The sequence below is a fragment of the Methanosarcina sp. WWM596 genome (assembly GCF_000969965.1).
GTDB lineage: Archaea > Halobacteriota > Methanosarcinia > Methanosarcinales > Methanosarcinaceae > Methanosarcina.
Window position 1 is genome coordinate 2,357,941 of sequence record NZ_CP009503.1, and the last position, 20,836, is coordinate 2,378,776.

Annotated in this window: 16 protein-coding genes and 1 pseudogene; 8 read left to right on the forward strand and 9 right to left on the reverse strand. The window is 42.8% G+C overall.

Translation table 11 applies throughout. From position 1 onward, the window contains the following. Positions 1 to 313: 313 nt before the first annotated feature. Positions 314 to 1,771: pseudogene (gene tnpC / locus MSWHS_RS10275) on the reverse strand (IS66 family transposase). Between the two features lie 387 nt (positions 1,772 to 2,158). Here tnpC and MSWHS_RS10285 point away from each other — a divergent pair. Beyond that, on the forward strand, positions 2,159 to 4,204 hold the full coding sequence (locus MSWHS_RS10285) for a heavy metal translocating P-type ATPase (protein WP_156148226.1): 2,046 nt from the start codon (positions 2,159 to 2,161) through the stop codon (positions 4,202 to 4,204). Between the two features lie 265 nt (positions 4,205 to 4,469). Here the strand turns inward: MSWHS_RS10285 and MSWHS_RS20360 are convergent, their stop codons facing one another. The 5 genes from MSWHS_RS20360 to guaA form a co-directional block, all read right to left on the reverse strand. Beyond that, positions 4,470 to 4,664 carry a hypothetical protein gene (locus MSWHS_RS20360; protein ID WP_156151216.1) on the reverse strand — a complete coding sequence of 65 codons (195 nt, stop codon included), beginning with the start codon at positions 4,662 to 4,664 and terminating at the stop codon, positions 4,470 to 4,472. Between the two features lie 99 nt (positions 4,665 to 4,763). Continuing rightward, positions 4,764 to 4,982: a PLDc N-terminal domain-containing protein gene (locus MSWHS_RS10290; RefSeq protein ID WP_048129984.1), complete on the reverse strand. Its 219-nt coding sequence runs from the start codon at positions 4,980 to 4,982 to the stop codon at positions 4,764 to 4,766. 588 nt (positions 4,983 to 5,570) lie between these two features. After that, positions 5,571 to 6,911, reverse strand: coding sequence for an MFS transporter (locus MSWHS_RS10295; RefSeq protein ID WP_048129983.1), 1,341 nt, complete (start codon positions 6,909 to 6,911; stop codon positions 5,571 to 5,573). Between the two features lie 124 nt (positions 6,912 to 7,035). Continuing rightward, positions 7,036 to 8,076 (reverse strand): archaeosine biosynthesis radical SAM protein RaSEA, encoded by a 1,041-nt coding sequence (locus MSWHS_RS10300; protein WP_048129982.1) that lies wholly within the window; start codon positions 8,074 to 8,076, stop codon positions 7,036 to 7,038. 45 nt (positions 8,077 to 8,121) lie between these two features. Further along, the gene (gene guaA, locus MSWHS_RS10305; protein WP_048129981.1) at positions 8,122 to 9,039 is read right to left on the reverse strand and encodes a glutamine-hydrolyzing GMP synthase; all 918 of its coding nucleotides are present in this window, start codon (positions 9,037 to 9,039) and stop codon (positions 8,122 to 8,124) included. A gap of 193 nt (positions 9,040 to 9,232) precedes the next feature. Between guaA and MSWHS_RS10310 the strand changes: the two genes are divergently transcribed. From MSWHS_RS10310 to MSWHS_RS10320, 3 genes are all read left to right on the forward strand, one after another. Further along, positions 9,233 to 9,457 (forward strand): hypothetical protein, encoded by a 225-nt coding sequence (locus MSWHS_RS10310; RefSeq protein WP_048159017.1) that lies wholly within the window; start codon positions 9,233 to 9,235, stop codon positions 9,455 to 9,457. Between the two features lie 1,378 nt (positions 9,458 to 10,835). Continuing rightward, positions 10,836 to 13,631 (forward strand): DNA helicase RecQ, encoded by a 2,796-nt coding sequence (gene recQ, locus MSWHS_RS10315; protein WP_052722691.1) that lies wholly within the window; start codon positions 10,836 to 10,838, stop codon positions 13,629 to 13,631. A gap of 211 nt (positions 13,632 to 13,842) precedes the next feature. Then, entirely contained in the window at positions 13,843 to 14,415 is a 573-nt protein-coding gene (locus MSWHS_RS10320; RefSeq protein WP_048129979.1) for a DUF1847 domain-containing protein, read from the forward strand. Positions 14,416 to 14,960: 545 nt separating this feature from the next. Here the strand turns inward: MSWHS_RS10320 and MSWHS_RS10325 are convergent. After that, positions 14,961 to 15,719 (reverse strand): A24 family peptidase C-terminal domain-containing protein, encoded by a 759-nt coding sequence (locus MSWHS_RS10325; RefSeq protein ID WP_231585388.1) that lies wholly within the window; start codon positions 15,717 to 15,719, stop codon positions 14,961 to 14,963. Positions 15,720 to 16,039: 320 nt separating this feature from the next. After that, positions 16,040 to 17,287 (reverse strand): 3-hexulose-6-phosphate synthase, encoded by a 1,248-nt coding sequence (gene hxlA / locus MSWHS_RS10330; protein ID WP_048129977.1) that lies wholly within the window; start codon positions 17,285 to 17,287, stop codon positions 16,040 to 16,042. A gap of 369 nt (positions 17,288 to 17,656) precedes the next feature. Here hxlA and MSWHS_RS10335 point away from each other — a divergent pair, with 369 nt between their 5' ends. From MSWHS_RS10335 to pyrI, 3 genes are all read left to right on the forward strand, one after another. Then, positions 17,657 to 18,136: a DUF5788 family protein gene (locus MSWHS_RS10335; RefSeq protein ID WP_048129976.1), complete on the forward strand. Its 480-nt coding sequence runs from the start codon at positions 17,657 to 17,659 to the stop codon at positions 18,134 to 18,136. Between the two features lie 104 nt (positions 18,137 to 18,240). Next, the gene (pyrB, locus tag MSWHS_RS10340; RefSeq protein WP_048129975.1) at positions 18,241 to 19,167 is read left to right on the forward strand and encodes an aspartate carbamoyltransferase; all 927 of its coding nucleotides are present in this window, start codon (positions 18,241 to 18,243) and stop codon (positions 19,165 to 19,167) included. Further along, on the forward strand, positions 19,164 to 19,634 hold the full coding sequence (gene pyrI, locus MSWHS_RS10345; protein WP_048129974.1) for an aspartate carbamoyltransferase regulatory subunit: 471 nt from the start codon (positions 19,164 to 19,166) through the stop codon (positions 19,632 to 19,634). Before pyrB ends, pyrI begins: the two co-directional genes overlap by 4 nt. 235 nt (positions 19,635 to 19,869) lie before the next feature. Here pyrI and MSWHS_RS10350 read toward each other — a convergent pair whose 3' ends face one another. Next, positions 19,870 to 20,247, reverse strand: coding sequence for a hypothetical protein (locus tag MSWHS_RS10350; RefSeq protein WP_156148222.1), 378 nt, complete (start codon positions 20,245 to 20,247; stop codon positions 19,870 to 19,872). 31 nt (positions 20,248 to 20,278) lie between these two features. Here MSWHS_RS10350 and MSWHS_RS10355 point away from each other — a divergent pair, with 31 nt between their 5' ends. Continuing rightward, complete coding sequence (locus MSWHS_RS10355) at positions 20,279 to 20,752, forward strand: DUF5788 family protein (RefSeq protein WP_048129972.1); 474 nt, start codon at positions 20,279 to 20,281, stop codon at positions 20,750 to 20,752. The last annotated feature ends 84 nt before the right edge of the window (positions 20,753 to 20,836 follow it).

Sequence of the window (20,836 nt, forward strand, 5' to 3'; positions counted from 1 at the left end):
TCCCCTTTCTCAGACAGTTTTTCAGTCTCGGCTTTCAGAGTCTTGGGAGCAGAAATTTCGATATTTTTGAAATCTTCATTCTCAAGCCCTGAACTGTGATAAGATTCGACTTTTTCTTCGGAGTTGACAACGGAAACGGTTTCAGATTTAATTTCAGGTCCGTAATCCCTCTCTGAATCAGAGAAATCAGCTTCATCGGGGTCTTCAGGTTCATAGAAGCCACCTGAGCCGTAGATGTAAGCAAATTCATTAATTTTTCGTAACTATTCAGCCACTGATAAAAAGACGTTTTTTCAGCAAAGTGCTGCAATTATCAGGATAATAGCGGCGCTCCATTGAGCGCCGCTAGAATAGCATCCATTACATTCATGCCATTCTTTTTAATTGAGGATATGTATGCCCTAATTCTGCAGAAAGCTACCGCTCCTTCTATGCTTCGGAAAGTTCCCGAAATTTTCTGTTGTAGCTTCATCATTCTGATGTCTCGCTCTGCTTGATTGTTATCAAACGAAACTCTCAGGTTATTGAGGAATCTCAGAATCGGTTCTTTGTGTATTATGAACCTATCAAGGAGATTCTTTGCTTTTGTTTGTGCTGGTCTTCCTCTCTTTTTCACCTGATCTTTTGAGGGCTCAGGTGGTGGATTTTCCTCGATTCCGTCTTGAATTATTGCATCGTATACTTCCTCGAATTCCCGAACTTTTTCTGGATCTATTGGAATTTCCATCTCTCTGCATTCATCAGTATACTTTTTCATCTCACTGAGGAGTTCATTAATCTCTTTAGCCCATTGCTGTTTAAAATTCTCTTCAATCCCAGTAAGTTCCCTTTTAAGATGAGCGTTGCACAGAGCATGTTCACATCCATACTTGTTGTATGAAGCAAGCCCATCATGAACTGCTACTCCCTTGTATTGCGGAAGAAATCCCAGAGCATCCATTGCTTCTGTCCCTCTTTTTGGGTGTGCGAAATAGTAGGTCCATAGACTATTTGATACTACATGAAGCCACCATTTTGTCCCTAAAATTCTCATTCCTGTCTCATCACAATGTGCAGAATAGGAAGCTAATAGATGTTCCATAACAGCTTTTTCAAAAGGTTTCAGGTTCTGGAAACATTTCTTTTCTGCTCTTTTTATGGTAGCTGGGCTGATACGTATACCGTATACATCCTCTACTAAATCACAAGTCCTTTCATAAGGAATCAATTGATAGTTCCTAAAATACAGAATTGAGGCTAAAAGACGAGGACCATATTGAATTGGGAATTTTATAGACTCTGGAAAAGAGCCTTTGTTAACTTTCCCACAGTGAGGACACTTCTTGATTTCACAACGATGTTCAGTAAATATGATTTTTGCAGGAGGAATTTCAGCTTCTTGTCTGCGTTCATAGTCATCAACTTCAGTATCTTCAAGATGATGACCACAATTTTCGCAGCAGTCCGGTGAATGGACTATGACCTAATCAGGGTTTTCAACCATTTCAAAAGTCTTTCCAGGATGACCTTTTTGGCCACCAGCTTTTTTGCCACTACTTGTGTGGCGACCCTTAGGTTTAGGTTTCTCATTACAAAAAACATCAGTAGAAGGAGGTTTACTGCTATTTTGGCTGTTTTGATTCAAACGAGCCTCTAAAACTCTTACACGTTCTTCAAGTTCAGAAATATGAGAAGCTTGTTTCTCCATGATAGCTTCATATCCTTGGATTTCAACAATAACTGCTTCAGGACCAGCTTCATAGGTTACAAGGATTTCTTCACGTGTAAGCATGATGTTGAAAAAGAGAGTTATTTTATATGCAATTTTTCCTCGGAAAGAGGAAAAATTGCTTTTACTAAAGGTATGGCTGAATAGTTACTTTATTTTTATGTTTTCTTTTTTCCATCTAACTTTTTTAAATCAATTCTATTATTTTTCGATGCAGGATTTTTGATTCCCTTATTTTAAAATATATTAAGGGATTATAATATCTTAAATAAAATTAAAATCAGGGTAAATACTATTATAAGTAAGGGTAAATAATATTATAATCAGGGGTATGAGGGCTTATGCAGGCTGAGGAGAAGAGAACGGACACTGATAGTTCTAACGTTCAAACAAATGAGCTCTCCCTATCCAACAAAGAACACAATTCTGGGGAAATGTCAGGAAATTTTCATGAAACATGAGAACCATAACCAGCATGAAAGAATGCAGCATCAGGGGCATGAAATGTCTGGGGGAAAGGGACACGGCAATCATCATGCTCATATGCTTGCGGATTTCAGAAAAAGATTCATAGTTTCTTTCATATTGACCTTCCCGGTTTTGCTGCTTTCCCCCATGATTCAGGGTTTTTTTGGCTTTGAGTTTCGCTTTCCAGGTGCGGATATTCTTATTTTTTTGTTGTCTTCTGTCGTTTATTTTTATGGTGGCTACCCGTTTCTCAAAGGGCTGAAAGACGAGCTTGCAGAGAAATCTCCGGGAATGATGACCCTTATAGCCGTTGCTATCAGTGTGGCTTATTTTTACAGTTCTGCGGTGGTCTTAGGGCTTCCCGGAGGAGTTTTTTTCTGGGAACTTGTGACCCTTATCGATGTAATGCTTTTCGGGCACTGGCTTGAGATGCGTTCGGTAATGGGGGCTTCAAATGCCCTTGAAGAGCTTGTAAAAATCATGCCCTCGGTTGCTCACCTGAAGAAAAATGGCGAAACTGTTGATGTGGGGGTTGACCGATTAAAAATAGGGGACAGGGTTCTGGTCAAGCCCGGGGAAAAGATTCCTGTTGACGGGACTGTTATAAAAGGGATAAGCAGTGTCAACGAATCAATGCTAACAGGGGAGTCAAAGCCTGTCACGAAAAACCCGGGGAATGAGGTAATCGGCGGTTCGATTAACGGAGAGGCGGCTTTTGTTGTGGAGGTCAAAAAAACAGGAAAGGACACCTACCTCAACCAGGTTGTTGAACTCGTCAAAACAGCCCAGGAAAGCAAATCAAAGACTCAGGACCTGGCAAACAGGGCGGCGATGTACCTTACGATCATAGCCCTGAGTGCAGGAGCTCTTACATTCGTCCTCTGGATCTTCTCCGGTCATGAACTTGTCTTTGCCCTGGAGAGGGCAGTTACGGTAATGGTTATCACCTGCCCGCATGCCCTGGGGCTTGCAATCCCGCTTGTGGTTGCGGTTTCAACGTCCCTGGCAGCAAAATCCGGACTCCTTATCCGGGACCGGCAGGCGTTTGAAAAAGCCCGGGGCCTTGAAGCAGTAATCTTTGATAAAACAGGCACTCTCACCGAAGGAAGGTTTGGAGTAACAGATGTATTTTCTCTCTCAGGCGAGGGCGACAAAATGAACGACAAAAGGATCCTCAGCCTCGCAGCTTCCCTTGAAGCAAGTTCGGAACACCCGATTGCAAGGGGAATCCTTGAGAGTGCCAGGGAAAATGGGATAGATCCTGTTCAGGTCGAAAAGTTCAGTTCTATTCCCGGAAAAGGAATCGAGGGTATTATTGATGGCAAGAAATTCCTTGTAGTAAGCCCGGGATACCTTGAAGAAAAAGGAATCAGCCTGAATGATGGGAAAATTGAGTCCGAGAAAATTGAAGAAATTAAGGAGCAGGGAAAAACCATTATATTTCTGCTTGAAGGAAATAAGGTACTTGGAGCCCTTGCCCTTGCCGACATTATCCGGAAAGAGTCAAGGGAAGCAATCTCAAAGCTCAAAGGAACAGGTATAAAATGCCTGATGCTTACCGGGGACAACCGCTATGTTGCTGCCTGGGTATCCAGGGAACTGGAGCTTGATGACTATTTTGCAGAAGTTCTTCCTCACGAAAAGGCAGCAAAAGTCATGGAAGTTCAGAAGCAGTACGTTACCGGAATGGTCGGAGACGGGGTCAATGACGCCCCTGCCCTTTCCCAGGCTGATGTGGGAATTGCTATCGGGGCAGGCACGGATGTTGCAATCGAAACCGCCGATATCGTGCTGGTAAAAAACGATCCCAGAGATGTGCTGTACATTATTGAGCTTTCCAGAAAAACTTACTCTAAGATGTACCAGAACCTGCTCTGGGCAACCGGGTATAATGTTTTTGCAATTCCGCTTGCAGCAGGTGTACTCTACGGATACGGCATCTTACTGAACCCTGCCGTAGGGGCAGTTCTCATGAGCTTGAGTACTGTGATCGTAGCTATAAATGCAAGAGCGTTAAAGATGGAGTGATTTTATGTTCGGAATAATTCGTGGTTTGATGAAAATGCTGGCTCTGGCAGCACTGGTTTCTTCAGGAATCAAATTTATCTCAAAGCATGTACGGGGAAAAAGAAGAAAATAATAAGCAGTGGACATGAAGCTTGATTATTCTATCTGATTATTCTATCTGATTATTCTATCTGATTATTCTATCTGATTATTCTATCTGATTATTCTATCTGATTATTTTAGCTGATTATTTTAACCGATAAATTCAGGTTTGGTTTAAAGGGGGTTAAAGTATCACAGACAGAGAAGGCAAAAGCAATACATTCCTGATTATCCTGCTGGTTCTGGTAGTTGTAGGAATATCTATCCTTATGGAGGGAGCTGCGTTGAATTCCATCGGACTGATGGTAGAGGTGATTATCCGATAATGATGAGTTCCGAGATTCCTCCGGATATCAGGTATGAAAGCCTTGTTTTCCATATTTTTGATATTCTATCCTTCAAATGCAGCCTTTTCAGACTTTCAAACAGCCTTTCAGGAATCACCTTCTTTCAGGAATCACCTTAATTCTTTCTTGAATTATCTGCCGAGTTCTTTGACTCTTTTGGGTTGCCTGATAAGGTAGTAAAGAAAAGCTCCTACAATATACGTAAAAACAATAACTATAACCCAAATAAGGCGTGTATTCCCTTTATCCGTTTCTTTTCGCAGGCAGTCAACAAGGGTCCAGGCCCAGAGAATAAAAGACAGAAGAAAAACAAATCCGAAAATAATGAGAATAAGGGAATAGCCGAACATTTTACCGTGTCCTATTTTGGATTTTTTATTAGTCTGGGTTTTTCAGCCCTACTTTTCTTTACCTTGATATTTTTCTCTACTCTGAGGCTGCATTCTGGAGTTCTTTACTTGAATCGAATCCATTTTCAATATATAGCCATATTTACTTAAACAGTTTGGTTTTTCTACTTGCTTCTATAGTTTGGTTTTTCTGCTTTCTCCTCATTTCATCTCCTCTGAACCGGCGTGAACCTCCATCCAGCTTTTGTATAGCACAGCCCATCTTTTATCTTCTATCATTACGTTAAGTTTGTATGCGGATTCTTTTTTTTTGGAAACTCAAGCAAAATCGGGTTTTTATATGACACATTTTCATATAATTTTCTGTCAACATTTCTCAGAGTGCTTCCATTTTCCTGGAAATGATAGTTCACATAAATCGATTACAGCATTCGGATCTACCGGAATGTAAATAATCGAGAACCTGTCGTTCTTTCCAGTTTCCACCCGTTTTTCTTTGGTATCAAACTCTTTGCTTTGCGGGCATAATTAGTTTGTATAAATCACGAATTTTTTTGAACCTGAGTGTCTGAATTTTAGTGGTTTTTATCAGCTGAGCCCGAAGGATAAAATGTCAGGTTCAGTTTTTAGCTCTTTCTCAAATCGCCTGAGCCTGAAAGTGAGTAAAAATACGATATAAATTACCATACCTGCAAGCAAAAAGGATCTTCCTGCAAACAATTCATATAATAGCCCGCCGAGGATCAACCCTGTTATACTTGCAAGCCCTCCAAAACTGCTGGCAAACCCCTGTACCGTGCCCTGGTAATTTCTTCCTGCAATTTTTGATAAAAGGGAGAGGAAAGAAGGCCACATAAACCCGTCTCCAAGCGCGAAAAACCCTGTTGCAAGATAGGTAAGAAAGAGGTTTCCGGGGATAAGCAGCAGGAAGTTCGTGCCGAGCATCAGACTTCCGACTATTATAAGCGAGGCATCTGAATATCTTTTTGAAAGTCCTGGGAGAATAGATCCCTGCACAATTATCAGAAGGGCGCTCAGAACAGTAAAGTATATTCCCATTTCTGCGATCCCCCAGTCAAGGGCTGCGATTGCATGTAAGGGAAAAGCGGTGTAGAAAATATTGAAGCTGAGAAATATGAGAAAGTAAAGCCCGAACATATAAGGGATATTCGGAAGCTTTAAAACTTCTCTGAAGGAAGGCTTTCCGGTTTCCCGCGCAGCCCTGCACTCCTTTATTTCGTAGCCAAAGACTTTTCGTATGTCCTCAGAATCGGCAGGTTCCTTAAGAGAACACTCTTTGTTTTCAGGGATATAAAATATGATAAGTGCTGTCCCTATAAGTGAAATTATCACTGCGCCCAGGACTGGAGCTGCTTCTCCGTATGCTGTTACGCTCAAAAGCCCGGCAAGGGCAGGGCCCACTATGAACCCGAGGTTTGAGGAAATCGACATTTTTCCGAAATTCCGGTTCCTGTCTTTTTCTTCGGTAATGTCTGCCAGATAGGCATTGGCTACGGACACGTTTCCTCCGGTCAGCCCGTCAAGAGCCCGGGCAAAGAAGAGTACTGCAAGGGGCAGGGTGAAGACAAAAGTTCCCAGGACTTCAGAATCAACTTTAAAAAGGATGGAAGCCGGGAGAAAGAGGGCTGCAAGAAAGATAATCCATGAAAGCAAGGTTCCCAGCTGGCTTAAAAGAAGGATTTTTTTACGCCCGTAAATGTCAGACCACCTGCCGAGAATAGGGGCGCCTATGAGCTGGAAAACAGGATACATGGAACTTGTAAGCCCGTAAATGAAAGCATTGCCTCCAAGCCGGTTTACCAGAAATACAAGGAAGGGGAGAACAATGCTGAAACCCAGAGTCCCTATGAAGTTTACAGTAAGGAGGGGAAGAAGGTGAACACTCTCTCCTGTCGGAGGGTCAGGAATATTTTCCTGACTCCTGTTTTCCTTATCTGTTCCTATATTTTCCGGTTTATTTTTTTCCTGTTTATCCCCGGAAGCATTTTCCTTTGCATCTTCAGGAATCTTTCCCTCTCCCTTTTTTCTCCCATTAATCTAAAATAGGAGTTCCGTAGGTGAAGTCTTCGATTTCCAGGACTTTTTTCCAGAGTTCTTTACATTTGCAGTCTGTTGTGCTGAGGTCTGCAGGGTTCTGGGTGAGTGAGAAAGTCCTGAGAGAATCTGCAACTTCCGGGCTGCATATTTTACAGTTGTGGGGGCCGCGTTTTGAGCCTGCGCCGACGGGATCGGACATGAGGGGGAGGTCTGGATGGGCGGTCTTTGCTTTTTTCAGGACCTCTACTATGCTCCAGAGCCAGGGCGGGCGATACTGGCCTTTTTCCCAGAGAGCTTCGACAAGGGTGCCTTTCTGGACGTTGCAGAGGTTGATGGATATGGTGTCAGAATAAGGAGCTGCATCATCTATGGAGCGTATGATGTCTTCCATCGCCTGCTTTTCGGAAAGGAAGAGAGGTTTGAGCATAAGGTAAGTTTTTATGGTTACTCCGTATTTTTTTGCAATTTCTGCTGCATGGACAAAGTCCTGGAATGTAAAACCCTTGTTAATGGAATCTCTTCGGATCTTATCCGAACTTGTTTCCAGCCCGAATGCGAGTTCGAAGGGTTTGTCTTTAAGGATGTTGAGGCAGGCCTGTACATTCTCTTCGGTTACATAGTTCGGGCGGGTTTCAACAAGCACTTTGACGACCCTGGGGTCATCTGCAAGGGTCTTGAGGATCGCATCTCTAGCTTCAGGGAAGACTTCCTGTTCGTCAAGGAAACTGCCTGATGTGAAGATCTTGACCATGAACTCAGGGAATTTTTCAGCTTTCCTCATTGCTTTTGTAAGCTGGGCGCTATAGTCTTCGAGAGACGGGGGCTCACTTGCACATTCATAGACGTAGCCGCACATTGTACAGCCGCCGGCTTTTCCCCAGCGGCAGCCTGCACTTTTGAAGATTATAGTGATGACATTTGTTTGAACCCCGTTTACAAGGTCTGCTCCGGTCCAGCTTGCCGCAGGTTCATTCGTGGGTGATGGCTTTATTTTTATCCGCTGCCGGATATCCAGTACTGCTTTATTAAGGGACATGGGCTTAGAACTCGCTATTATGGATTAATATTTATTTTTCCGGTTTTACTCAAACTCGATAGTTGCAGGTGGTTTTGGAGTGATATCGTACACTACCCTGGCTACCTTCGGAATTTCGGAAGTGATCCTCGATTCGAGGGTCTTGAGGACCTCCCATGGGAGTTCGAGTGCTTCTGCAGTCATTCCGTCCCTTGACCCTACAGCCCTTACAGCCACGATCCAGCCATAAGCCCGGACATCTCCTTTTACTCCGGTGCCTTTTCCGAGCACAGCCGCAAAAGTCTGCCAGGGGCAGAACCTATCAAGAAGTTCTTCTTCTACTATGAAGTTTGCTTCTCGCACGACTTCAAGCTTTTCCTCGGTAACCTCTCCGAGAATGCGTACAGCAAGCCCGGGACCCGGGAAAGGCATCCTCTCGCAGATCTCTTCCGGTAGCTGGAGTGCCCAGGCGACTTCCCTTACCTCATCCTTGTAAAGGTCCTCGATAGGTTCAACAATTTTCTTGAAGTCCATTACGCTCGGCAGCCCTCCAACATTGTGGTGAGACTTGATCCCGCCTTCGGATTCGATCCGGTCAGGATAGATCGTGCCCTGGATCAGGTAATCGGCTGCAAGATTCTTTGCCTCGTCTTCAAAAACCCGGATGAAAGTCTCGCCTATGGCCTTCCGTTTCTCTTCAGGGTCAGTAATATCCTTCAGGGCTGCAAGGAACCTATCCTTTGCATACACGATGTCCAGGTTCATGTGAGAGAAGATGTGCTTTATCCTCTCGGTTTCTCCTTTCCTCATGAGCCCGGTGTCGATATAGATAGGCTGCAGCCTGTTTCCGATTGCCCTGTAAGCCAGCTCCGCACAAACAGAACTGTCCACGCCGCCCGAGAGCGCAATAATTGCTCTTCCGTCTTTTATTTCCTGGCTGATTTTCTCAATTGCTTTTGGAATGAATTTATCGGGTTTTACCATTGAAATGCTCCTTTAATGATGCTAAACTAATTCCTTTGAAGAAATGATGGTGATTGGTGAATGTATGAAAATTATTAAGATTTGATTCTATTTTATTGTGATATATGAGTCTGTGCATGGGGTTTTTGATATTTAAAGGTATAGTCAAGGAAAGTTTCACATCAAGATATATTTATCAGGAATTTATATTTTAATGTCCTTTTCTGAACTAACACTTTTGTTCTGCGAGGTCAAGTGGAAAGATCTTCGCCAGTGGGAGGCCGAGCAGATCATGGATAAATTGAGAGAAAAGGCGGTCAGGGTGAAAGGCAAATGGAAAATGCACTACTGTCTGGTTGCGAAAAGTATTGAAGGTAAGACGGACCTGGAATTTCCAGCTTTTGATCTGGAAGATCTGGAAAAGGTTTTTTTGAAATGATTCAGGAATTAATAATTCCTGTGTTCAAAGTTCCTCTTAACTATTTTTTTCCCCACTTTCTGACCTTCTAATCCTTTCCAAAATATAAAAAATAACAATTATATACGAAGCTTTTCCAAAAACATTTATAACGAAAAGATGGGGAATTGGTGATAGGAGTGTTCAGTGAAATATATATAAATCATGGGGTAATAATAGCAAAACTGGAACTATAATTCTCAACTTGATACGAAATACTCATGTTTCTGAATATTTGTTCTTGCATTTATAAATCAGTACATCTCAAACTAAGAACAGAGGGGTTGGAACTTTGAATACAGACAAGGCGTTAAAGTTATGGATGTCTCTGATGTTTATATTGATGTTGGGAGTATTGTTTATTCTACTTATGGTTATTGCTGGCTAATCGTGAATTTTTAAGGTGAAGTTTTATAGATTAATTCTTCGAACATTTCATTTTAGTTTGTTTCCGATGATTGTTCACTTGGAGGCGGGTGGGCGCGAGGTTTACTTAGAATTAAGGTCGGCTGATATAAAATCGGCTGAATATTATATGACAATCAAATATTATGAGCCAGTATTTAAAATAAGATATTTTGCAAATGGTGGAAGTAAAGATTGACATGTGCGGCTACATTTCTTCCCCCTCATTCTATTACCTCTTATCAGGCGTTGATTCCCAGGCGCTGAGGATGCCTGATTTTGAGGTATGGTAGCCGTTTCATTCCCCCCGTTCTTTACTTCCACATTTGCTTTTCCGCCTTAGCGGCCTCACCTTTTCTTCTTAAGTCCTATCATCTCATGAAGAAAAGGCACCATCATCGTTATGTTCATGTGAGTTTTTTTCTCTTAGTCAGGGTACTTTAAGTGTTACGGTACCTGGGGATGGGAATAGGGGCAGGAGCACTCTTCATGTTCAAGGAATAACTCTGGTTAACATTCGGAATGAACGGGTCGCCTTACCTGAAGTCCCCTTTGTTGACTTCCGGACTGCAGTTCCAAAGTTCACCAGTTTCAAATATGGGTCATCCTCCAAACATAAGCGATTTCTCCATAAAGTTAAACGACATCATCACATAAATTTCTTTCTAAAGTATTGCTCTTAATTCTTTGGTAAATAAGTTCCAGATTTTTATTTCTCCAGGTTTTAAAAAAGAAATTTATCTTTCGTTTTTTGAAAGCAAAAGAATACCACTTTTTTAGATATCTAAATGTAAATACTTTCACCCTGCATACCTGCAACTTAAATAAGATGAAACTGAAACATCACAGCGTCGCGGATTCACAAATAAGCGTAGCTATTGTGCACTTCCAAATATCTTCCTGGTATTTTTATATTCTGGCATGGTATAAGTTCTACAAATTCAGGGATGAGATAATGGGCATTGATTATGGAGTATTGAAAGATAGTAAAAATGAACTTGAGTCCAGGGTATTGATGTCTGCCAGAATGCACTCTGTACTCCGCCAGTACTTCGGATATACTGCTTTTCGCCCCCTGCAGGAGGACATTATCAGGGATGTTCTGGACCAAAAAGACGTCTTCGTGCTTATGCCTACAGGAGGCGGCAAGTCTATTTGCTACCAGCTGCCTTCCCTTCTCCTGGACGGGGTAACTGTCGTGGTCTCCCCCCTTATTTCCCTTATGAAAGATCAGGTTGACGGGCTTGAGGCAAATGGGATTGCTGCAGCATGCATGAACAGTACCCAGGGTGCCAGAGAAATCCGGGATGTTAAAACAGCTTTTCTTGAAAACAGGTTGAAGATACTCTATATTGCACCTGAGAGGCTTATGATGCCAGGGACTTTTGCGTTCCTGAAGAAGGGCAAGGTTAGCCTTTTTGCAATCGATGAGGCGCACTGTATTTCGGAATGGGGCCATGACTTCCGGCCTGAGTACCGGAAAATGAAACTCCTGAGGGACCCGAAGACAGGCTTTCCTGATGTGCCAGTTATTGCACTAACGGCTACAGCCACCGACAGGGTCAGAAAAGACATTATATCTCAGCTCGGACTTGCTATTGACCCGGAAAAAGGTCCTTATGTTGCCAGCTTTAACCGGAGTAACCTTTACTACGAGGTCAGGCCCAAGAAAGATACTTTTTCCGAGATTACCGATTACCTGCTCAGGCACAGGGGTGAAGCCGGAATCATTTACTGCCAGAGCCGGAACAACGTGGAAACCCTTACAAAAAAGCTGAACCTTGCCGGGTTCAGGGCTCTTCCCTATCATGCCGGACTTTCAGATTCCGAACGTGCTCGAAACCAGGAGATGTTCATAAAAGATCATGTGGACATAATAGTGGCTACAATCGCTTTCGGAATGGGGATTGACAAGTCAAATGTCCGGTTTGTAATACACTACGACCTTCCCCGGAACCTTGAGAGCTATTATCAGGAAACCGGACGTGGAGGCAGGGACGGCAGTCCATGTGAATGCATCCTTTTTTTTAGCAGGGGAGACCGCTTTAAAATTGAGTACTTCATCGCACAGAAAACAAATGAGAAAGAAAAGGATGTCTCCCTTGTGCAGTTAAGGCAGATGGTAGCCTATTGCGAAGGAAATAAGTGCAGGCGCCAGACTCTCATGAAATATTTCGGGGAAGAGTTTCCAGCGGCATGCGGTAACTGTGATACCTGCCTAAGGCCTAAAGACACTTTTGACGGGACCGAGGCTGCCAGAAAACTGATTGCCTGTATTCAGGAATTGAATCAGCGCTTCGGTACCAATTACGTTATTGATGTGCTCACAGGTTCCAAGAATAAAAAGATCAAGCAAAACCGGCATGATAAACTGAAAGCTCATGGCAGCGGCAAGGAGTTCACAAAGGATCAGTGGAGGTCGCTTGCTTCCGAAATGTTGAACACCGGGCTTTTTGAGGTAAGCGGGACGCAGTATCCTGTCCTGAAACTGAACTCTATGAGCAGGAAAATTTTGAAGGGATCGGAGAGCGTTGAACTTGTCTGTCCTGAGGGTTTTATGGCCGGGGTTAAAGGGAGTTCTGTTCCAGAGGGTTCTATTTCGCCAGCACCTGCAGGCAAAATCACAGGAAAAGGCGAAGATGATATACAATTTCCTACACAGCTTCCTGCCGAAAGATATTCAACTGCTTCTGAGGTCCTTAAAAAAGCAACTTCCGGAAAACTTTCAAAATCGGGAACAGAGCATGATCCCATTCTTTTTGAGAGGCTAAAAGCCCTGAGAAAAAAGATTGCTTTAAAGAAAAATCTTCCTCCATACATCATTTTTTCCGATACCAGCCTGAAAGAGATGTCTACAAAGCTCCCGCAAAGCCCTGAAGAGTTTCATTCTATCACAGGGGTAGGAGACCATAAACTCCGGAAATACGGAGACGATTTCCTTAAGGAGATAAGGGATTACTGTAACGACTATGGGTTGATTTCTGCAGAGAAAGCTGAGGTTTCCGGGGATCGTGAGATTGAACCGGAAAAAAAGAGGAAAGCTCCAAAGAGTCCCATCCGCAAAAGTACATTTTCAGAACTCGAAATTGAAACCGAAGGTCTCGGGATTGAAACTCCTGTTCCGGAAACCGGTAAAGAGAAAGCTTTGAAAATATCATCTCTCAAAGTACCAGAAACATCACCTTCCAAGGTGCCTCCCAAAACACCTCCCGAAGTCCACAGGTTGCCTACAAAGAGAGCAAGGTGTCTGGATGTGAGTATCCAGGATTGGTTAGAAGCAGATTCTTCTTCTGGCAGCCTTAATGAAATCATCCCTGAAGGAAATTCTCCTGAGGCTGTTGCCGATGTACCCAAGACGAATTGTCCTGACGATTTTTTTGAAAATGGCTCATTTGAGGCGGACTCTCTTGAAATAGGTCCCTCTGAAATTGATCTCTTTGAAAAGGATTCTCTTGAAAAGACGTATTCGCTCTATTTACAGGGGCTCGATATTGGTGAAATTGCAGAAATCGAAAGTTTGAGTGTTAAAAATGTGTACCGGCAGTTTGAGAGGCTGATACTTGCCGGAAAGATCAGGAAAATTGACGGGCTTGTGCCTCCTGAAAGGCAGCAGCAAATAAAAACGGCACTGGAAGTACTGGAGGTTGAGTTTGACTCCCTGCTCAGGGCGCGGATGGGGGATAATTGTCCGGAGGAGGAACTGAAGCTTATAAGCGCGCTCCTTCTATCTAAAATACCTTTCTCAGTTTGAAGGCACAACTTAATTTATTTTTTCATAATATGAATCATTTTTTTAAAATTTATTTTTACTTTTATAAATTACTACTATCCAAAGTAAGATAAGGGGATACCTGGAATTCCGGACGAGTCCAAATTTCAGAGTATGAAGTAAGAAGACAGGATTCTTCAAAGTTACTTTTATCAGTTATCTATACTTTGGTAACCCAGAAAGGAGCAAAAATATGAAGTGCGCACTCTGTGATGAAAAAAACTGCTATAAAGGAAAGGACTGCACGAGCATTAAGGACGAGATTTCCTACGAAGGTGGGGATCTGAATTCCATGCAGGTCTCGGCTGAGATCGAAGCCCGTTATTACATGGAAAAGACCCGGATTGAAGAACTTATCCTTTACGCGCAGAAGATGGGCTACAAAAAACTCGGGATTGCCTTCTGCATCGGACTTCAAAGGGAAGCAAAAACTATCCACAGGATTCTTGCCAGGGATTTCGAGGTCTTTTCGGTCTGCTGCAAGGTCTGTGGGATTGATAAGGAAGATTTTGGTCTCGATAAATTATACGGGGAAGGCTTTGAAGCAACCTGCAATCCCATAGGCCAGGCAAAAGTCCTGAATGAAAGTGAAACCGACCTGAACATCATTGTCGGGCTCTGCATCGGGCACGATATCCTCTTCACGCAGCACTCCAAAGCCCCTGTTACGACACTGGTGGTCAAGGACAGAGTGCTCGCTCATAACCCTGTGGGAGCCGTCTATTCAGGGTATTACCTGAAAAAAAGGTTTGGGATAAGCGAATGACTGGATAACACAAAAGAGTACGAAAAAACAAATAGGGAAAGGAATGGAAATAATAGGTTTCTCAGGCTTGTAATTGGAGTTAATTTACAAAAGAGGGAATGGGGTAAAAGGAGGGTGATGGAGGGTATCCACTTTTCTAATCCTCCTATTTAACTCTATTATGCCTGAAGGCACATCATTGTGTAGTTAAGGCAGATTGAAGCCTACTGCGAAGAATAAGTGCAGGCATCGGACATTCCTCGAGTATTTCGGAGAGGAGATCTCTAAGAGGCTGTTTTAAAATTCAAACTATTTCTACAGTTGGATAGTGGTCATTTTGGATAGTGGTCATTTTGGATAGTGTTCATTGCTGACTTTAAATTCAGACTGTAAATCTATTACATCAGGCTTACTCGCTTGATGTATGAAAGCAAATACATTAGACATCATGGTTAAAAATTACACTTTAGACATTTAACAGTTTAATGATATCGTTTTTCAGTTCAAATGGTAATTACTGTCACCATTGTAGAATCAAATTTAATTTTAAGACAAGCTCTTAGAAACTAAAAGCAAGCAAAAAGTTCCTTCAGGAAATAATAAATGAGATCTCCTAATATAATTGCCATAATAAAACTCGCTGTTATGGGAAGCATGAATGGAAGTCCTGGAGTTACCCATACAGTGCTGCCAAGGAGTCCCTGCTCCTCGTGTGATTCAAGTCGGGAAACCATATTATGGTTTACATTAATTCCTCTGCCTGCAAAAGAAGGATATAACTTCCCGTTATTCAGTTCAAAACGTTCAGCTAGCCGGATATGTCTGCTTTTATCCAGAAGCCTTCGCAGATCCTTAATTTTTATCCTGTATGCAAAGAGCATATAAAATGGTTTTTTGAGCATATCAGGAGTAAAATGAAGGATGTTGTAACAGAAAAGTCCTAAAGGAACAGCAGCGGTAAGAAATAAGGAATTTTCAAGAACAGTAAGTGCAAAGAGTCCGGCAGGGGGAAATCCAAGCAGGGGAAAAGTGTAGCCGTAAAACTCCAGGACAGGGTAAACCGGACACAGAATCCCGATTGCTATCAGGGCTTTTGCATCTGCGCCTCCGAAAACCCTGACTCTGAAAAGCAGATAAGTCAGAAATAAACTGGAAAAAAATGAAAAAACTAACTGGAGAAGAAAGGATACTCCTCCATTCACTATCTCATATATTAAGAAACCTGAAAGGGAGAAAAGCATAAGCTTCCATACACGGTTTGGAACCCTGCGGGTTTTCAGGTCCAGGTAGGAAGAATAAAAGAGAAAAGGCAGGCAGACTGCCAATTTCAAAATTTCGATCATGTATATTTTTCTACTCTTTTGTTTTGTGTGTTTCTCCGGTTACAATCTTTTTTCGTACTGGTTTTTATTCTTTTCTGTATTTTTTTCAGTTTTGCTTAGTTTAGTTTTGTTTTTATTCCTGTCTTTTACTCCTGATTTTTATTCCTGTCTTTTACTCCTGATTTTTATTCCTGTCTTTTACTCCTGATTTTTATTCTTGGCTTTTACTCCTGATTTTTACTCCTGGCTTTTACTCCTGATTTTTACTCCTGGCTTTTACTCTTGCTTTTCCGGGTTTCAGGGGCTTTCAGGGATGGCTTTTTTCAAAGTTTTTCCCATTTCTTGAGTTTCAGGATTTCTGAGAGAGTTCCACCTCTCCGGATCTCATCAAAGATTCTCTTTTCGGTTTTATTGACTTCCTTTGCCCTTCTTGCAAGTTCGTAGGCACGTTCTCCCGGGACAACTACAACTCCGCTTTCATCGCCGATTATATAATCCCCGGGTTTTACTGTCTGGCCTCCACAGGTGATTTCAGCATTGATTTCCCCAAAACCTTTCGGGTCCCCGGCATTGGGAACTGTATTGCTGGTATAAATCGGGAGCCCGAGAGTTTCCACCTCGTCAATGTCTCTTACAGCCCCTTCTATTACCACACCTGCAATTCCCTTATTCAGACTGCTCAGGGTTGCAAGCCCTCCCCAGCAGGCAATGTCCTTACTTTCATTATAAATTACTATTACATTTCCTTCTTTTGCGAGATCAATGGCTTCGACTGTTTTTGCCCAGTCTCCGGGAAAAGATTGCACCGTAATTGCAGTTCCTATCATTTTCCCTCTTACAAGAGGGTGGATACCTTTCATTGCCCCTTTTCCGTGCATCGCATCCGAAATATTCGAGGTTGAGACTTCCTTAAAGATCTCTCTTATTTCCTGGTCTACGGTTACTCTGTTCCGGATATCTACAGACCCAGGAGAGTCCACACTCTGTCTTATTTTTCTTGCAGCTTCGGTCACATTGTCAGAGCGGGTTATGTTTCCTCCCACTATCACAATCCTGGCACCTGCCCTGATCGCCTGAGCTGCACTCTTGGCATCAAGTCCTCCAGCTACTGCAAGCTGTACACTCACCTTTTCTGAAATTTCCATTAATATGGATATCGGGTCTTTTCCAATCATCTGCTGGTCTATGCCTACATGAACATTCACATAGTCCACACCCAGAGCTTCGAGCTCTACTGCCCTTTTTACAGGATCCGGAGCCGATATCAGGTCTGCCATCAGCCTTACTCCATATTTGTGGGCTGAACGGAGTGCATCAAGAACTGTAGAATCATCCGCACTGCCGAGGACGATTACTACATCCGCACCGGCTTTTGCAGCCATCTCGACTTCCATTGCTCCTGTATCTACGGTTTTCATGTCGGCAAGAATTGTCCTGTCCGAAAAAGCTTTTCTCATGGTGCGAATTGCGTTCATGCCTTCACTTTTTATCAGGGGGGTCCCTATCTCGATCCAGTCAGCGCCTCCTGCGATTGCTTCCTTTGCAATCTCAACTGAGCGGTCAAGTTCCAGAAGATCAAGTGCAACCTGAATTATGGGAACGATAATATCACCTCTATTGGGAAACCGAATAAAGTGAAAAATTGAGTTTTTGTATCGGTTTCCTTTCTGTTTTTATTTTTTTCAATTTTTATTATATGCTCTGAATTTTTACTATGACCTTTATTACCTTTTTGATTTACTTATTATCTCTGTTCATAGTTTACTGCTCATTTTCAATATGTGAGCTCTTCATTATCTATATTGCTTTTTATTCTGGTTACTTTTCCTTTGAATGTTTTTGTTTTTGCAGTTTTCACACGTGTAGCTGAAAACTCATCACTAAATAGTTGTCACAAAAAATTTTTTATAAGGGAGAACAATCTAGTTCGGGGATAGTTTATGGAAAAGATCCTTAAAACAGATGATAACAAAGACCCCTCTCAAAAGTATATAACAGATGCGGAACGCAAGCAGTTGTTGTCAGCTCTACATTCCCGGCTCTTCTGGGTCGGACAACGTATTCCGGATTATGTAGAAATTAAAGGAGAAAAACACCCGCTTCATAACTACGTGTGGGGACTGATTCAGAAAGAAAACCTTACTGCAAGCGAAAAGTCCCAGATAGATAAATGCATCGATATTATTTCGGAAAAAGAAAAAGAGGACGAAAAAGAGCTTGAAGAGGCACCTCTTACAGAGGAAAAGGCAAAGTCTCTCTACCACGAGACTGCAGGCTTATTGCGTGCGATAACGGATCTTAGAGATATTGAGAGTGGAGCACTTAAAGAGAGTTCAAAACGCTTCCAGGAGCAATTTATCAACCAGAGAGTCAGGGATGCCAGGCTCTGGCTTGAATTCATAAAGAACGTATCAAAGTGAAATGGCATAACTGATGTGCCAGATGATGCTTAATTGTTGCAGCTCTAACCTGGGAAAGTTTCGGAGCAAAGGTTATATCTCTGGGAACCATTTATGAAAACTGGATGTCATTTAAGAACCGACACGTCATATCAATGAAAGATTTTTCGCGGGAGGAAATCGACTATGTTCTGGATACCGCAGAAAAACTTGAACCTGTGGCAAGGGGCGAGGAAAGGTCCCGGTTGCTGGATGGTAAAATCATTTCGCTTCTTTTTTTTGAACCAAGCACAAGAACAAGGCTGTCTTTTGAGGTTGCTGCGCGGAGGCTTGGAGGTCAGGTCCTGAACCTGGGCTCAGTCGAGGCAAGCTCTGTCATGAAAGGGGAAAACCTTGCCGATACTATCCGCGTAATCAGTAAATATGCTGATCTTATCGTGCTGCGTCATCCTCTTGATGGGTCGGCACGAATGGCTACGGAAGTTGCGAGTGTCCCTGTGATCAACGGAGGAGACGGCTCTGTCCATCATCCTACCCAGACTTTTCTTGACCTCTATACAATCCGCAGGGAAAGCCATCTTGAAGGCCTGAAAATTGCCATGGCGGGAGACCTTAAATACGGGAGAACCGTCCATTCCCTCTGCCATGCCCTGTCTCTTTATGGAGCAGAAATGACCTTTGTTTCACCTCCGGAACTCAGGATGCCCTCCGAAATTGTCCGGGGTCTTCGGAAGCAAAATATCTGTGTAAAGGAAACCGATTCTCTTGAGGAAATAATAGGGGATGTCGAAGTCCTGTATATGACAAGAGTTCAACAGGAGCGTTTTCCTGATCCTGATGAATATGAAAAGGTTAAAAACAGTCTGAGGATCACAGGTGACCTTTTAAAAGCCGCAGGTCCTGACCTTAAAATCCTTCATCCTCTTCCGAGGGTCAATGAGATCTCTCCTGAGGTGGATGAAACCTCTCATGCACGCTATTTCGAGCAGGCTTTCTATGGAGTTCCTATCAGGATGGCATTGCTTGCTCTGGCAATGGGGGTGATTGAGTGAATGAAAAAAGGAACCTGAAGGTTCAGGCAATCGAAAACGGGACTGTGATCGATCACGTAAAGGCTGGACAGGCTCTAAATGTTCTGCGCATCCTGGGAATTTCCAGTGCTTTTCGGGAAACTATCAGTTTTGTGATGAACGCTCCCGGGGCGCGAGGCAAAAAAGATGTTGTTAAGATCGAGGGCAAGGAGCTCAGTATTGAGGAACTTAACAGAATAGCCCTGATTTCTCCTAAAGCTACAATCAATATCATCAGGGACTTTAAAGTGATTCAGAAAAATGAGGTCGTGCTTCCGTCTTATGTGGAAGGCGTTGTCCGCTGTACGAATCTAAACTGCATCTCTAACAGCAGCGAACCCATTAAATCCAAATTTTCAGTACTGCAGTCTGAAGAAGAAGGGGTTTCCCTTCACTGCCTGTATTGTGATCACGTGATTTCCGAAGAGATTGCGGAAAATTTGCTGTAAAAACTTTTATGAAAACTTCACCTTAGATTTTTTCGTGAAAAAAGTACAGCTTTTGAAAATTATTATAAATTGCTGTAACCGGAGGGAGAATCTAAATCCGGTTAAAAATATAATTTTTTGTTCTGTTTTTTATCCTAAAACTCCACCGGCTTTTCGGTGGGGTAAAAGATTATAAGATTGAACGAGGTTTTAGTTCCGTTGATGCTGTTCTTTAATTAAGCTCATTTGTTTTTTATTATAACTGCCCATTGTTGTAGGCATCAAGCTTCTTATACAGGTATTCTCCGGATGTAATTGGGCACCTCCCTACCTGCGTCCGATCCTGCCACATGGGGCTGCTTGCCTTTACACCACTGCCCGCTGGACCAAAGTACGGGACCGCCCCCATCCACTGGTTTGCGTCTGTGATTGTATTCTTTATCTGGCATGAAGGACATTTAGCAGCTACATTCAGTTTAGCAGCAACAAGTGTATCAAACATCGTGTAAGTCTTGTTCCCTTTTACAGGTATCTGCATGATTGCTATTGCCTGTTCTTTGGTCACTTTCAATGTAGATCGAAACTGTTTTCCAGGCAGGAATGGAAAAGAATATGAGGTCTGCGGAGTAATCATAAAGGTATATCTGGATTTGAGGAATTAATTTATGCTGAAAGATGAGACAAAAACAAACAAAACCGAAACAGAATCTCTTGGTTCTCAGGAACGCAACAGACTTCTCTGGAGCCTCAGGAGCGACTTTGCCTGGGCCGGGAAGAAAATCCCTGAAAGTGTGGAGATTGAGGGTGAGGAGTATAGGCTCCGGGACATGGTCAGGGATCTTGGGGAAAAAGAACGTCTCAATCCCGACGAAGCTGCCAAAATCAGGGCTCTTATCCCTAAACTGAAGGAAAGGGCAAAAGCAGATGAGGAACTGCTCGAAACCGAAGAACTTACACGGGTTGAGGCAGAAGCCCTTTATGAAGAAGCGGTCGGGCTTTTGCGGGCGGCAATGGAGCTGAAAGATAAGCTTGAGGGGAAAGGCGGGGAAAAAAGTGTCGATGAATTTAAGAAAATGCTCAATACCCAGAGGGTTGTGGACGAAAAGCGTTTTCAGGAGCTGATTAAAAGTCTAAAATGATGAGTTTGTTTTCTGATAAAACGCACATGAAACTCTTCGAATAGCAGGCACAAATAATGAAAGTACTTGAGAGCACTTTCATGC